This is a genomic window from Cryobacterium sp. TMN-39-2 (assembly GCF_004402745.1).
GTDB lineage: Bacteria > Actinomycetota > Actinomycetes > Actinomycetales > Microbacteriaceae > Cryobacterium > Cryobacterium zongtaii.
This window is the reverse complement of record NZ_SOFX01000034.1, coordinates 159,669-174,377: the sequence shown is the minus strand read 5'-3', so window position 1 is coordinate 174,377 and position 14,709 is coordinate 159,669. Positions and strand designations below refer to the sequence as shown.

The 14,709-nt window shown below is 70.5% G+C and carries 12 protein-coding genes; 5 read left to right on the top strand and 7 right to left on the bottom strand.

Features of this window, described 5'->3' with window-relative positions; translation table 11 throughout:
* Positions 1–88: 88 nt before the first annotated feature.
* Positions 89–643 (top strand): type 1 glutamine amidotransferase domain-containing protein, encoded by a 555-nt coding sequence (locus tag E3O57_RS13190; RefSeq protein WP_103480191.1) that lies wholly within the window; start codon positions 89–91, stop codon positions 641–643.
* A 16-nt stretch (positions 644–659) separates the two neighbouring features.
* Here E3O57_RS13190 and E3O57_RS13185 read toward each other — a convergent pair whose 3' ends face one another.
* The gene (locus E3O57_RS13185) at positions 660–1,475 is read right to left on the bottom strand and encodes a fructosamine kinase family protein (protein ID WP_103480098.1); all 816 of its coding nucleotides are present in this window, start codon (positions 1,473–1,475) and stop codon (positions 660–662) included.
* A gap of 97 nt (positions 1,476–1,572) precedes the next feature.
* Here E3O57_RS13185 and E3O57_RS13180 point away from each other — a divergent pair, with 97 nt between their 5' ends.
* The gene (locus E3O57_RS13180) at positions 1,573–1,896 is read left to right on the top strand and encodes a hypothetical protein (RefSeq protein ID WP_103480099.1); all 324 of its coding nucleotides are present in this window, start codon (positions 1,573–1,575) and stop codon (positions 1,894–1,896) included.
* Positions 1,893–2,525 (top strand): hypothetical protein, encoded by a 633-nt coding sequence (locus E3O57_RS13175; protein ID WP_088455692.1) that lies wholly within the window; start codon positions 1,893–1,895, stop codon positions 2,523–2,525. The genes E3O57_RS13180 and E3O57_RS13175 overlap by 4 nt, the downstream gene beginning before the upstream one ends.
* Before the next feature lie 107 nt (positions 2,526–2,632).
* On the opposite strand, the gene rpsO is transcribed toward E3O57_RS13175, so the two are convergent.
* A complete protein-coding gene (gene rpsO / locus E3O57_RS13170; RefSeq protein WP_088455691.1) occupies positions 2,633–2,902 on the bottom strand; it encodes a 30S ribosomal protein S15 in 270 nt (89 codons plus the stop codon).
* A gap of 284 nt (positions 2,903–3,186) precedes the next feature.
* Between rpsO and E3O57_RS13165 the strand changes: the two genes are divergently transcribed.
* Positions 3,187–8,667: a DUF4011 domain-containing protein gene (locus tag E3O57_RS13165; protein WP_103480100.1), complete on the top strand. Its 5,481-nt coding sequence runs from the start codon at positions 3,187–3,189 to the stop codon at positions 8,665–8,667.
* Positions 8,668–8,801: 134 nt separating this feature from the next.
* Here E3O57_RS13165 and E3O57_RS13160 read toward each other — a convergent pair whose 3' ends face one another.
* The 5 genes from E3O57_RS13160 to E3O57_RS13140 all read right to left on the bottom strand — a co-directional run bounded on the left by E3O57_RS13160 (position 8,802) and on the right by E3O57_RS13140 (position 12,948).
* On the bottom strand, positions 8,802–9,479 hold the full coding sequence (locus E3O57_RS13160) for a maleylpyruvate isomerase N-terminal domain-containing protein (protein WP_103480101.1): 678 nt from the start codon (positions 9,477–9,479) through the stop codon (positions 8,802–8,804).
* A gap of 47 nt (positions 9,480–9,526) precedes the next feature.
* The gene (gene dhaK / locus E3O57_RS13155; protein ID WP_088455688.1) at positions 9,527–10,522 is read right to left on the bottom strand and encodes a dihydroxyacetone kinase subunit DhaK; all 996 of its coding nucleotides are present in this window, start codon (positions 10,520–10,522) and stop codon (positions 9,527–9,529) included.
* A gap of 77 nt (positions 10,523–10,599) precedes the next feature.
* Positions 10,600–11,289 carry a dihydroxyacetone kinase subunit DhaL gene (gene dhaL / locus E3O57_RS13150; RefSeq protein WP_103480102.1) on the bottom strand — a complete coding sequence of 230 codons (690 nt, stop codon included), beginning with the start codon at positions 11,287–11,289 and terminating at the stop codon, positions 10,600–10,602.
* Positions 11,286–12,089: an HAD-IA family hydrolase gene (locus E3O57_RS13145; protein WP_103459454.1), complete on the bottom strand. Its 804-nt coding sequence runs from the start codon at positions 12,087–12,089 to the stop codon at positions 11,286–11,288. Before E3O57_RS13145 ends, dhaL begins: the two co-directional genes overlap by 4 nt.
* 1 nt (position 12,090) lies before the next feature.
* Positions 12,091–12,948, bottom strand: a complete 858-nt coding sequence (locus tag E3O57_RS13140; RefSeq protein ID WP_088455685.1) for a class II fructose-bisphosphate aldolase — start codon at positions 12,946–12,948, stop codon at positions 12,091–12,093.
* A gap of 144 nt (positions 12,949–13,092) precedes the next feature.
* Between E3O57_RS13140 and E3O57_RS13135 the strand changes: the two genes are divergently transcribed.
* Positions 13,093–14,670 carry a Na+/H+ antiporter gene (locus E3O57_RS13135; protein ID WP_241990413.1) on the top strand — a complete coding sequence of 526 codons (1,578 nt, stop codon included), beginning with the start codon at positions 13,093–13,095 and terminating at the stop codon, positions 14,668–14,670.
* Positions 14,671–14,709 lie beyond the last annotated feature (39 nt).

The window sequence follows — 14,709 nt, the reverse complement described above, 5'->3', positions numbered from 1 at the left end:
CGCGCCGGCTCGTGGCTACCGTGGAATGGTCGTCCGGTTCACCCGGCCGGCGAACACGATCGTGAACACCGATGACAGGGAGAGAACCATGACGACCACCGAGCTTTCCGGCAAGCGCATCGCTTTTCTACTCACCGATGGCTACGAAGACAGCGAACTGTCCAGCCCCTGGCAGGCCGTGACGGATGCCGGCGCCACCGCCGTGCTGGTATCCCCCGCCACCGAAAGCGTCACGGGCAAGAAGGGCCACTCGCAGTACGTCGACCTGGCCGTCGCCGAGGCCAAAGCCGACGACTTCGACGCTCTCGTGCTGCCCGGCGGCGTCGTCAATGCCGATCACCTGCGCATGGACGAGGACGCGGTCTCCTTCACCCGGGACTTCTTCGCCGCGCACAAGCCGGTGTCGGCGATCTGCCACGCCGCCTGGATCCTGATCGAGGCCGGCGTGGTGGAGGGGCGCACGCTCACCTCGTATCCGAGCCTGAAGACCGACCTGCAGAACGCCGGGGCCACCTGGGTCGATGAGGCAGTGGTGGTGGACCAGGGCCTGGTCTCCAGCCGCACCCCCGCCGACCTGCCGGCGTTCAACGCCAAGGTGATCGAAGAGGCGCGCGAAGGCACCCACGCGGGGCAGACGCTGTAGCCCTCACCCCGGCCGGTCACTCCGCGGGCGGGCGGGCGGCGGGTAGCTCGAGCACGGCTTCGGCGGCCTGCTCGAGTGCCCGGCCGTACGCCGCGCCGTGTCCGGCCGCGTGCACGGCCAGCGGATGCAGCTGGTGCAGCGGCGTACGCGCCCGCCAGCCCGGCACCAGCCGCGATGCCGACTCGTAGCCCGCGGTGATCTCCTCGAGGTACGGGCAGCCGAACAGGGCGAGCATCGCCAGGTCGGTTTCGCGGTGGCCGCCGTGCGCGGCCGGGTCGATCAGCACGACCCCGTCGGCGGACCACAACACGTTGCCGGTCCACAGGTCGCCGTGTATCCGGGCCGGCGGGGCGCCGTCATCGAAGTCGCCGGCCTCGATGCGCGCGCAGGCCGCGTGCACGGCCTCGGCCTGCCGGGCCGTAATCCCGCCCACGTCGACGGCGATATCCAGGTACGGCAGCACCCGGTAGCGGGCGTAGAACACTCCCCAGTCGCTCTCGTAAGCGCTGGGGAGGCTCCGATTACCGATGAACAACGGGCCGCTCCAGTTGTCGGGTGGGGCACCGAACGCCGCGGCGCCGGCCGAGTGGGTCACCGACAGCTCCGCGCCGAACGCTCGCGCGGCCGACCGGCTGGGTGGCACCTCGTCGATGGTCTCCAGCACGATGTGCCCGGGCTCGAGGTCGAGCACCTGGGCGGTGCGCACTCCCCCGGGTATCGCCAGCCAAGCCAGGCCGGCGGCCTCGGCCTCGAAGAAGCCGGAGGGGGCACCGTGGTGCCGCTTGTCGAAGCCCCGCGGGTCGCCGCCGGGTGAGCTGACGAAGTCATTCATCCCTCCACTCTTACCGCTTGCCCCGTCCGGCGCTACGGGGAGACCGGTGCGTCAAGGAATGCTTGACAGAACTTCGCTGTCAATGCATCCTTGACACATGAACACAAAGAGTTCCCTTTCCCGCCCGCGCTGGTATGCCGCGGCCGTGGTCGGCGGAGTGGTGGCGATCGTCGCACTCTCCACCGCGGCCATCCTCGTCGACCACGACCCGGCCGACTCCGTCTTGGGCTTCCTCACCGGAATGCTCAGCGTTCTGCTGGTCACCGTCATCCTGTGGACCGAGATCGGCCGCCAGAGGGTGGCCAGGCTGCGCGACACCGTGGCACTCGACAACCTGGAACCGCTGCGCGACGCGACCGACGCCGACAGAGCGGGACAGCGGCTTGCCCAACGTCGTGACCAGTGGACGGACGAGCGATGACGGCGCCGACACCCGAACATTCACCGACGTCGCTGACGGCCGCAGAGGCCGCCGCGGTGCGCGACGCGGTCGCCGAAGCGGTGCTCGGCAGCCCGACCGGTCTCCGCGCCGACCTCGAGAGCGACCCGGATGCGTACCTCCGTCTGGTCGGTGCCAGCCGCACCGCCGCGGAGGAAACCAGCCGATTGCTGCGGGACTCGATCAACGGCGCGCGGGCCGCCGGGCACAGCTGGGACGCCCTGGGCCGGGTGCTCGGGGTAAGCCGGCAGGCCGCCCAGCAGCGATTCTCCTCGGCGAGCCAAACAGGCTCCGCCGGCCCGGCCGCGGCCGCACACGACGGCGAGCCCGGGCATCCGCGCCGCAAGGTGCTCAGCCCGGTCACCGCGTTCGACGAGATGGCCATACTGGCGATCGAGGGCCGCCGCGGCTGGCACGTCGTGGATTACGGCACGCTCTACCACGTGCTGGAGGCCTCGGACCGGCAGTGGGAGCACCGCCGGCTGCTGTGGACACCGGGAAACGCGGCTAGACGACACCTCGAGGCCGAGGGCTGGCGTCTGGTGGGCGAGACGACGTTCCCGTGGGGTTATTACACCCGGGCACTGGACTCGGCGGCCGAGCCGGCCTGACAGCGGCGGCCTGACGGCATCCGGGGTACACAAAACGGGCCGCCACCTCAAGGGTGACGGCCCGTTTCGAAGAAGATCGCGTTATCAGCGAACCATTCGGCTACTACCTAGCGGCGCAGGCCGAGACGCTCGATGAGCGAGCGGTAGCGGCTGATGTCCACGTCGGACAGGTAGCCGAGCAGACGGCGACGCTGACCAACCAGGAGGAGCAGGCCACGACGCGAGTGGTGGTCGTGCTTGTGCTCTTTGAGGTGTTCCGTGAGGTCAAGAATGCGCTGCGTGAGCATTGCAATCTGGACTTCGGGGGAACCCGTGTCGCCCGGGTGGGTAGCGTACTTTTCGATGATCGCCTTCTTAGCATTAGCTTCGAGTGCCATAGATGGGATCCCCTTTCTCTCACTGCGCGGTGCTCGGGGCAGAATGCCTGAGCTCTCTTTATCCGCGGCCGTTGAACGGCAACCTCAAGATCTTAGCAGAGTTCGGCCACCCCGTTCGGATCGGGTTCCCCTCCCCGGCGGGAGCGCGGGCGTGACACCGGACACACCGGTTCGTTCGGGCACGGGGTGCACCACGTCGGGCTCACACTCGCCGATGATTGAATGGTCCCCCGCACGGGGGCCGAGTAACACCAGCACCAACCCGCACGACACGAGGAGCACCCATGGATTCGACCGGCCCGGACTCGACCACCCTGGACTCAGCTGCACCAGACTCGACCGCACTGGACTCGACCGCACTGAATACGGGCCGCCCGGCCACGAACGGCGACATCACCATCTCGCTCACCGCGACGCCGGTGCTCAGCTATGCCCTGGCGCACAATCGCATCAACGTGGTCGGCCGGGTGGGCGTCGACAACCGCGGGCCCGCCGTGCGGGAGGCCGTGCTGCGGCTCGAGGTGTTCAGCGCCGGCGACACCCTCGGCACCGCCCGTGATCTGCTCGTGGACCTCGCCGCTGAGCGCACCTTGACCTTTACGGATGTCTCCCTGACCGTCGACCCCGCCGCGATGCTGCTCATCGAGGAGCAGCGCCCGGCCGAGATCCGGGCCAGCCTGCTCGTGGCCGGCGTCGTCGTCGCCGAGGCGGGCGAGCCCATCCAGCTGCTCGCCGCCCAGCAGTGGATCGCCCAGCCGGTGGACCTGGCGCTGGAGATGCTCTCGGCGCACGTGCTGCCCAACCACCCCGAGATAGCCACCCTGCTCGCCGAGGCCGCTGCCGCGCTCGAGGCCCGCACCGGGTCGGCGGCCATGCCCGGCTACCAGTCGGGCCCGGACAGGGTCGACCAGGTGGTCGAGGCGGTGTTCGTGGCCATGCGGGCCCGCACCATCCGCTACGCCACCCCGCCGGCCAGCTGGTCGGACGACGGCCAGAAGGTGCGCACGCCCGGCGAGGTGCTGGGCACCACGACCGGCGAGGGCACGTCGGGTGGCGTCGGCACCTGCCTCGACACCGTCGTGGTGATGGCCGCCGCCCTCGAGCAGGCCGGGTTGCATCCGCTGCTCTGGGTGGTCGCCGGGCACGCATTCCTCGGCTACTGGCGCGAAGAGGAGACCCTCGGCGCGCCCGCGCTCACCGACGTGGCCGAGGTGATCAACCTCATCGATCTCGACCTGATCCGGCTCGTGGAGACCACCCAGGTCACCGACCGTGACACCGGCACTCCGGTCACCTTCGCCCAGGCCCAGCGCTCGCCGTATCTGGACTGGCTCGCGGACCTGGCCACCGTGATCGGAGTGGTCGACGTGGTGCAGTCGCGGCGCACCCACATCCTGCCGCTGCCGGCGCGCACCGTGACCGGCGACGGCACCGTGGTCGTCACCGAATACCGGCCGGCCGGGGCCTCGCCCGGCGGGCCCGTCGCCGTCAATGAAACGGATGCGGCCGCGAAAGATGCGGCCGACGCGGCCACCGCAGGCGCCCCGTCCGGCCACTCCTCGAGCACGCCGCCGCGTATCTCGCAGTGGAAGAACGCCCTGCTCGACCTGAGCTTGCGCAACCGGCTGATCAACTTCACCGAACGCGGCGCCCTGGCCCTGACGGTGCCCGACCAGCACCTGGCCGGCGTCGAAGACCTCGTCACCGATGGTGCCGGGCTGACCCTGCTGCCCGCCGACCGGATGACGACGACCGACCGGGAGCGCGGCATCCGATTCGGCCGGGATCTGCCCGCCGACCAGCTCGCGGCCCTGCTCGCCGACAAGAAGGCCGTGTACGCCGACGTCACCGACGCCGCCTACGCCACCAAGCTGCGGGCACTGGCCTACAAGGCCCGCACCGTGGTGCAGGAGACCGGCGCCAACAATCTCTACCTGGCCTTCGGCTCGCTGGTCTGGACCGCGAACGACCGGGAGCTCCGCAGCCCCCTGGTGCTCGTTCCGGTGGTGCTCGAACCGGCCGGCCGCGGCGGCGACTACCGGGTCCGGCTCGACGAGGCCGGGGCGTCCACGCCCAACTACTGCCTGCTCGAGAAGCTTCGGCAGCTGCACGGCCTCACGATCGACGTCCTGGCGACCCCGGCCGCCGACGCGACCGGAATCGACCTGGCCGCCGCGTTCCGCGCCACCCGCGAGGCGTTGCTGGCGGCCGGTTTGCCCTACCGGGTCGAGGAGACCCTCGACCTGTCGATCCTGCAGTTCGCCAAGTTCCGCCTCTGGAAGGACCTCGACGAGAACTGGCAGACCCTGGCCGAGAACTCCCTGGTGAGCCACCTCGTGCATACCCCCACCCAGCCGTTCGTCGACCCGGTGGCCCTGCCTGCGCCCGCCGACCTCGATGCTCTCGGCGCCGAGTGCCCGGTGCCCGGCGACTCGTCGCAGCTGGCCGCCGTGGCCGAGGCCATCGCCGAGCGCACCTTCGTGCTCGAGGGCCCACCCGGCACCGGCAAGTCGCAGACCATCACCAACCTCCTCACCCGCGCGGTCTATGAGGGAAAGAAGGTGCTGTTCGTCGCGGAAAAACGCGCGGCCCTGCAGGTGGTGCAGGCCCGGCTGAACGAGGTGGGCATGGGCCCGTTCGCGCTCGACCTGCACGACAAGGCCAGCAAGCCCGCCACGGTGCGAGCCCAAATCCGGCAGGCTCTCGAACACGAGGTGACGGTGGACGGCCAGGGGCTGAAGAACGACCTCGACGTGCTCGGCACCGCCCGGCGCAGCTTGGCCAGGTACACCGATAGGTTGCACGAACAGAACGGCGCCGGCCTGTCCTTCTACTCCGCCCGCACCGCACAGCTCACCGCCGACGTCGACGTGCGGGCCCTGCCCGTGCCGGCCGACCTGCCTGCGCGCATCACGGCCGACGAGCTCGACGAGCTGCGGCGGATGCTGCGGGATCTGCCCGATGTGACCGATCCGGCCCGGCCGCGGCCGCAGCATCCGTGGGCGTTCATCACCACGCCTCCCGCCGGCCCCCTCGACCTGGCGACCGTTGCCCGCGCCGCGCTGGAGCTCGACGAAGCCCTGGCCGCGCTCCCCCGCGCCGACGAGACGGCCGGCTCTGGCGCCGCGGCGAGCGTCGTGGCCGCCGCGGCGAGCCCTACCGAATTCGTCACGTTGAGCAGTCTCGCCGCCGCCGACCGGGTGCCGCTGGTCACCCTGGACGGCACCCGCTCCCCGGATTGGGCCACGGCCGCGGCCGCCGCCGAACAGGCCACCGGCACCTTTGTGCAGGCCGAACACCCGGCACTGACCGTGCTCGAACCCGGCGCACTGCGGCTGGACGCCGCGGCCCTGCACCGGGACGCGCAGGCGGCGGATGCCTCGAGCTTCTTCGGCCGTCGCGGCCGACGGAAGGCCGTGCTCGCGCGGCTGGCCGCGGAGATGCGGCCAGGGGCAAAGCTGCCCCTCGGCTCCCTCACCACCGTCACCGGCCAGCTCGCCGACAGCCAGGCCCGGCTGCACGCCCTGCGCGGCCTGGTGCTGGCCGTGGATGGCGTGAGCATCGCGGATGATTGGAACCCCCTGGTCGGCTCCGCGCCGGTTGCTCCGGCGCAGACCGGGCAGACCGGGCAGACTACGCAGACCGGCCCGACCGGCCGCGACGAGCTCGCCGCCCGCCTGGCCTGGCTGCGCTGGGCCGGTGGTGTCGTCGCATCCGAGCACCGCGACCTCAGCGTTGACTTCGTGGCCGCCCTGCGCGGTTACCTCGATGCCAGCACCGAACCGGATGCCGCACTCGCCACCGCACTGAACCGTGCGCTTCTCGCCCTGCAGGCCGTGATGACGGCCACCGGCGCCGGACCGGCCGCCATGGCAGGCTGGGCCGCGGACGGCGGCCTCGTCGCCGTCTGGTCCCGCGGCCGCGAGGAACGGGACGCCCAGGCACCGGGACTGCCCACCCTCACCCGGTGGATCGCCCTGCTCGAGCACCTCGAACCGCTGGCCCGGCTCGGGCTCCCGGCCGCGCACACCGCTGTGCTCCGCGGCGAGGTCGACGCCGACGACGCCGGTCTGGCGTTCGAGAAGGGGCTCGCCACGGCATCCGTCGCCGAACGCGGCTCGGCCACCACCCTGGACCAGTTCGACGCCGCCGCCCAGAACCGTTCGATCACCCGCTTCACCACGTCATCCGGTGCGGTGCGCCGGCACCTGCCCACCTTCATCCCGTACAGCGTCTTGCGGCGGCGCACCATCGGCGCGACCCCGGACGCCGCCGGCGACTCCGGGAACCCGGGCACCGAGACGGCGGCCCGGCTCGGCCTGCTCAAACGGCAGCTGGACCGGCAGCGCGGCGGCATGGGAGTGCGTGAGCTCATGCACGAGTTCGGCGACCTGATCACCGACATCCTGCCGTGCATGCTGATGAGCCCGGAGTCGGTGGCCAGGTTCTTCCCCGCCCAGGCCGGCCTGTTCGACATCGTGGTCTTCGACGAGGCTTCCCAGGTGCGGGTGTCCGACGCCGTCGGCGCCATGGGGAGGGCCCGGTCGGTGGTCGTCGTGGGTGACAGCAAGCAGATGCCGCCCACCTCGTTCGCGGAGTCGACCATCGGCTCCGGCGAGGAGGACGGCGACACCCTCGAGTTCGTGCGCGACGAGGAGTCGATCCTGTCGGAGTGCGTGCAGGCGCAGGTACCCAGCAAGTGGCTGTCCTGGCACTATCGCAGCCAGGACGAGTCGCTGATCGCCTTCAGTAACCGCGCGTACTACCGTGACCGGTTGTCCTCGTTCCCGGCTCCGCACCACGGTGCGGGCACGGATGCCGGCTCCGGCTCCGCGGGCTACGGTGTGAGCCTCCGCCGGGTCGACGGTCAGTTCCTCCGCAGCGGTAAGGGCAAGTCGCTGCGCACCAACCCGGTCGAGGCCCAGGCCATCGTCGCCGAGATCCTGGCCAGGTTCGCCGCCGAGCCCGAAGAGACCCCGTCCATCGGCGTGATCACCTTCAACGTTCAGCAGCGGGCCCTCATCGAGGGCAGCCTCCGCGACAGCGGCGATGAGCGCATCGTGCACGCCCTCGACACCGACACCGACGGCCTGTTCGTCAAGAACCTGGAGAACGTGCAGGGTGACGAGCGCGACACCATCCTGTTCTCCACGGCGTTCAGCGCGGATGCCTCGGGCCGGCTGCCGCTGAACTTCGGTCCGCTCAACCTGCCCGGCGGCGAACGGCGCCTGAACGTGGCGATCACCCGGGCCCGGCGCCAGGTGATCGTGTTCAGCAGCTTCGCGCCCGCCGACCTGCGCGCCGAGGAGACCATCTCGGCCGGGGTGAAAGACCTGCGGGCCTACCTGGACCTGGCCGCCGGCGGCGCCGACGGGCTCGCCACTCCGCTGCGCCAGTCCGGGGCGTTGGACCGGCACCGGGAGGAGATCGCCGAGGCCCTGCGCGAGCGCGGCTTCGCGGTGCAGGCGGACGTGGGGCTGTCCGACTTCCGGGTGGACCTCAGTGTGGCCACGACCGGGGCGCCCGGGCATCCGGTGATGGCCGTGCTGCTCGACGGCCCCACCTGGGCCGCCCGCCGCACGGTCTCGGACCGGGACGGCCTGCCCGTCGAGGTGCTCTCCAGGCTGATGGGCTGGCCGGCCGTGGAGCGGGTGTGGTTGCCCGAGTGGCTGGGCGACCGCGACGCGGTGCTGGATCGTCTCGCCGAGAAACTCGACGCTCTCGACGCCGCCCGCCAGGCGCACGAGGCCGCCGCCCTGGCGTAGCCGAGCCCTGCCCTCCCCCGCGGCACGTCTAAGCTCTCGCGGCACGTCTTTGTGCCGCCGGCACCCGTTCTAACGCGGGCCGCCGAGCACAACACGGGCCGCGGGGAGCAACACGGGCCGCGACAATAGTGCGCTCAGAGCACGGAGAACCCGGCGGGCAGCGGGGCACGGCCGGTGGCGGCGCGCAACAGGGGTGCGGACAGGCCCTTGTGGGCGGCCAGGTCGGCGAGCACGTGCAGGGTCGCGGCGGCGGCGGGCTCGGGCACGGTCTGGTCGGCGGCGGGTACTCCCTGGCTCTGCAGCAGGTCGCTCGTGTGCACGGTGAGTTCCAGGGTGCGCGACGGCAGGTACTCGGCGATGCGGATGCGCCCAGCCGGCGTATCCGCCGGCTCGGAGCCGTCAAGGGTGGCCACCCGGGCCAGCACCCTGGCGGCGAGCTCCGCGACCGCGACCGCGGGCTGGGCGCCGAGGGTGGCGGCGGTCTCCCGACCGCGTTGCGCGATCAGCTCGGGTGTTCCCGCGGCGAGCGCGCGCTCGAAGTAGGCCGCCGGCGTGGTCACCTCGATCGGGGCGGCGACGCCGACGGCATCCTCCTCTGCCGCGAGGTCGAGGTAGGCCTCAATGGTGGACAGGGCCCGGCTGGTGTGCCCGACGAGGTCGCGCACACTCCACTCGCCCAGGCCCAACTCCCCCCAGACCTCGTCATCCCCGGCGGCGCGCTCGGCTATGCCTGCGGTGACCGCCACGAACCACCTCGCGGCCGAATCGAAAGCGAAAACCGTGTCTGACCAGTCCCTGGGAGTCTCACTCATGCCCACAGAGTAGCCGCACCGTGCCCGCTCGTGCAGAACGCGCCGGGCTAGAACACTCGCGCCGCGATCTCGGCCGGCGCCGCCAGCAGCGCCTCGATCTCGTCGTCGAGCCGCACCAGGGTCAGTGACGCCCCAGCCATGTCGAGGGAGGTGCAGTATTCACCCACGTAGCTGCGTCCCACCGTGATGCCCAGCTCGGTGAGCCGCTCGTGCGCCCGCCCGAACAGGATGTAGAGCTCGCTGATCGGGGTTCCACCGAGCCCGTTGATCATCAGGGCCACCCTGTCGCCGGCCACATAGGGCAGGTCCTTCACGACGGCATCCAGCATCTCGTCGGTCATCTCGTTGGCCGTGGTGAGCTTGGCCCGCCGCCGGCCGGGTTCACCGTGAATGCCCACACCCACCTCGATCTCATCGTCGCCGAGCTCGAACAGCGGTGATCCCTTCGCCGGCGGGGTGCAGGAGGTGAGGGCGATCCCCATGGTGCGGGTGACGCTGTCGACCTTCTCCCCGATCCGGACCAGCTCGTCCAGGTCCGCGCCCTGCTCGGCGGCGGCGCCGACGGCTTTCATCACGAAGAAGTTGCCCGCCACCCCGCGCCGGCCCACGGTGTAGGTGGAGTCCTGCACGGCGACGTCATCGTCGATGAACAGGGTCTTCACGTTGACACCGTCGGCGGCGCTGAGCTCCTGCGCCATTTCGAAGGCCATCCGGTCGCCCGTGTAGTTGTTCACCAGCAACAGCACACCCTTAGGAGAGGCCAGCAGCTTGGTGGTCTCGTACACGTAGTCCATCGGCGGTGCAGAGAACACGTCGCCGGGGCAGGCCGCGTCGAGCATGCCCTTGCCGACCGTCATCACGTGCGCCGGTTCGTGCCCGGAGCCCGAGCCCTGGATGATCGACACCCTGTCGGGGTTCGGGCTGTCGGCTCGCATGATCAGGTTGTACGCGGGCACATACTTCAGTGTGTCGGGGTTGGCCAGCGCGATGCCCTTGAGCATCTCCGGAACGTACTGCTTCGGATCATTGACGAATTTCTTCATGGCTCCCTCTCTGGGCGGTGCTCGGTCGGTGCGTGTGCCTTGCGGATACGGGTGCGTGTGCGTGTGCGGTGCGACGCTCAGTCGGTGTGACTGGATGGCAGTTCCGCGTCGTTCGGGGTGCCGGCGGATGAACCCACCCGGGCATCCCACTCGGCGCTCAGCCGCTCGAGGATCACGGCCACCGCCACCGCGCCGGGGTCCGGCGAGCCGATGCTCCGCTCCCCCGTGTAGCTGGCCCGGCCCCGACGGGCCTGCATCATGGCGGTCTGGTCGGAGGCTTGCCGGGCGACCGCGGCCATGCGGTGCAGGGTGGCGGGCGCGTCGGTGCCGGCCGTGACCTCCTCCTCGAGGGCATCCGTCATCGGCACGAGAGCGTCGAGCAGGGTCTTGTCGCCCACGTCGGAATTGCCGCGCGACTTGATGCCGGCGATTGCGCTGCGCAGCATCGCGACGGCGTCGCCGCCGCGCACCTCGTCCCTGCCCTTCACAGCGAGGGACGCCCGCAGGAACGCGGTGCCCCAGAGCGGCCCGGAGGTCCCGCCGATCCGCCCGGAGATGACCATGCCCACCTTCTGCAGGAACGCGCTCGGGCTGCTGCGGTCGTACTCGTCCCAGTCGGCGAGGACGATTTCGAAGCCCCTAGCGAGCGAATAGCCGAAGTCACCGTCGCCGACGACGGCGTCGAGGTCGCCGAACTCCTTCTCGTTGTCGACCGCCGTCTGGGCGATGCTGTGCACGACGAATTCGGTGTCGGCCAGGCTGGTCATGGGGTCTCGCTTCCTGTTCTTGAGGTGCCGGGCAGGGTGAGGATCGTGACGAGGTCCGCCAGCCGCAGATACGGGCCGGGGTGGATGCCGGCCGGGTCGGCCAGGATCTCGGCGGCGGGCCCGGCGGGGTCACCGAGGGACGAGACCACGAGGGCGGCGCCGTCGAAGTCCTCGTCGGCCGTGTAGCTGCTCACGGTCACAACGGTCGCAAGCCCGGCGGCGAGCGCGGCCCGCAGCCCGTTCTCGCTGTCCTCGATCACCAGCGTTTCGCTCGGGTCGACGCCCAGCGCACGCAGGGCATACAGGTAGATGTCGGGCGCGGGCTTTTTTGCCGGAACGATGTCACCCGCGAAGACGTGGAACCCCGCAGCGAGGTCGGGCCCCACCGCGTGGGTGAGCACCGCCCGCACCGACGCCTCGGCCGAGGTCGAGGCCACGGCGAGGGTCCAGCCCGCCGCGGCGGCTTCCTCGGTGAGGCGACGGATGCCGGGCCGGGCCGGCAGCACCCCCGCGGCCACGCGTTCGGTGTAGATCGCGGTCTTGCGATGGTGCCAGGCCAGGATGGTCTCGTCCCAGGCCGCCGGGTCCTCTGGCAGACCCAGCTGCCGGGCGACGTCCGGGGTGAGGATGCTCCGCATCCGTTCCTTTCCCCCGCCGATCCTCACCTTCTCGGCGTAGTCGGCGTCACTCCAGTGCACGGGCACCCCGAACTCGTCGAAGGTCTGGTTGAACGCCGGCAGGTGGCCGTCCCGTTCGGTGTCGGCGAGCACCCCGTCGCAGTCGAAGATCAGTGCCGGCATCTCAGGCCTTCCCCGCGCTGCCGAACTGTTCGGCCAGTCCCCTGGTGAGGTTGACGATGTCGGTGCGCACCTTCGCGAACAGCGACGGTGGGTCCCACTTGTCGCGCGCCTGGGCATCCGTGAGGAAGGAGAGGTTGGATTTCATGTAGGTGATCTTCAGTGCCGTGGAGATATTCACCTTGGCGCAGCCCCGAGCGATGAGGTCGGTGAATTGGGCGTCGGTCATGCCGCTGCCGCCGTGCAGGGCGATCGGGATCGGGTGGGCGGCGACGAGGTCGCTCACCCGCTGGAAGTCGAGCACCGGTTCCCGCTTGTACACCCCGTGCGCGTTGCCGATCGCCGGCGCGAACACGTCCACGCCGGTGGCCTCGAGGAACCTGAGCGACACCGCGAGGCTCTGCCTGGCCGCTTCGGTGTCACTGCCCACACCGTCTTCGACGCCCGTGATGGACTCGATCTCGCCCTCCACGTGAGCGCCGAACGTGCGGGCCTGCCGCACCACCTCGATGGTCTGGCGCTGGTTCTCCTCCACCGGCAGGGTGGAGGCGTCGAACAACACCGAGTTCCAGCCGCGTTCGAGGCACTCGGTGATCACATCCCGGTCCGGGCAGTGGTCCAGGTGCAGCGCGACGGGCACGTCGATGCCGGCGGTCATCGCCGACCACATGGCGAAGAGCACGTCGGATCCGATGGACTTGACGGTCTTCACCGAGGTTTGCACGATCACCGGCGAGCGGGCTTCGACGGCCCCGGCCAGCACCGCCTCCATCGTGAGGTCGTTCACCACGTTGATCGCGGGAACGCCATATTTCTCGGCGAACGCACGATCGACGATCTCCTTGAGAGTGCTCACGGCCATGTGCGCCTCGCTTCCTCGCGTGTTTGCTGGGGATCGTAGGCGTCAACACACCAACGGGCAATGGCGGACGTGACTGGATGCTGCAGCACCCCCTCGCCGCACAGCCCTCCCGCGGCGGCGCGGCGCTCGCGCATAATTGTCGCTATGGACCCCGTCAGCACTATTGTCTGGATCGTCGTGTTCGTCCTGGTCACCGTCACGGTGACCGGCTTCTCCCGGCGGATCGGCTGGTCGGCGCCGTTCGTCCTGGTGGTCGTCGGCGCGGCCGCGTCGTTCCTGCCGTCGGTGCCACGCATCGAGCTCGAGCCGGAGTTGGTGCTCTACGGGCTGCTGCCCCCGCTGCTGTTCGCGGCGGCCATCCGCACGTCGATCGTGGACGTGCGGGCCCGGCGGGACGGCATCCTGCTGCTGTCGGTGGGCCTGGTGGCCTTCACCGTCGTGACGGTGGGGCTGACCGCGTGGCTGGTGGTGCCGGCGATTTCGCTCGCTGCCGCGTTCGCGTTCGGCGCTGTCGTGGCACCGACGGATGCCGTGGCGATCACGGCCATCGCCGGGCGGCTGGGCCTGCCGCGGCGGGTGGTCACGGTGCTCGAGGGTGAGAGCCTGCTCAACGACGCGACCGCGCTGGTGGCCCTCAACGCGGCGATCGCGGCCATCCTGAGCACGGTGAGCCCGCTCTCGGTGACCGGCGACTTCGTCGTCGCTGTCGTCGGCGGTGTGGGCGTCGGGCTCGCCGTCGGGTACGTGCTGGCCGTGATCCGTCGGCAGTTGCACGCGCCGGTGCTGGACACCAGCCTGTCGCTGGTGACGCCGTACCTGGCGTTCATCCTCGGCGAGCTGGTGCACGGTTCTGGGGTACTGGCGGTGGTGATCGCAGGCCTGTTCCTGGGCTACCGCGCGCCGGTGATCCAGTCGGCGGAGGCCCGCATCGCCGAGTCGATCAACTGGCGCACCATCCAGTTCCTGCTGGAGAACGCCGTGTTCCTGTTCATCGGCCTCAACCTGGCGTCGATTCTTGAGGGGGTGCGGCTCACCGGCACGGGGTTCTGGACCACGGTGTGGATCGCTCTGGTGATCCTCGCCGCCTTGCTCGTGTCGCGTTTCGTGTGGATGGCCATCACCACGTCGATCTATCGGTACGGACCGCGGCGGTTGCGGGAGCGCGGCTGGAGCTGGCGCACCGGGGTGGCCGTGTCGTTCGCGGGGATGCGCGGGGTGGTCACTCTCGCGGCGGTCTTCCTACTCCCCCCGGAGACACCCCAGCGCGAACTTCTGCAGCTGCTGGCCTTCGTGGTGGTGGTCGGCACCCTCCTGCAGGGGCTGGCGCTGCCGTGGATCATCCGCCGGTTGCGCCTGCCGCCGCCGGACCGGACCCAGGAGCGGATCGAGGCGCAGATGCTCCTGGCCGAGGCGCAGACCGCCGGGCTGGCCCGGCTCGACACCGAGGTGACCGACGCCGACGAGGACCGGGTGATCGGCCGGTTGCGCACCAACGCCGTGTTCCTCGCGGATGCGCTCGACAACCCGGCGCCGGATGAGGCGGAGCCGCTGCCGGCCGCGTACAACCGGCTGCGGCGGGCCATGATCGAGGCCGAGCGGGAGGCCGTGCTGGCCGCCCGGGCGGACGGCCGCTACCAGGAGCCGGCCATCCGCTCTGCGTTGGCCTTCATCGATGTGGAGGAGTCAGCGCTCAAAGCCGGGTCGCCCAAGCACCAGGAATGAGGTGGCGGCGCGCGGAGCACCATCGTGCTCGCGGCCAAA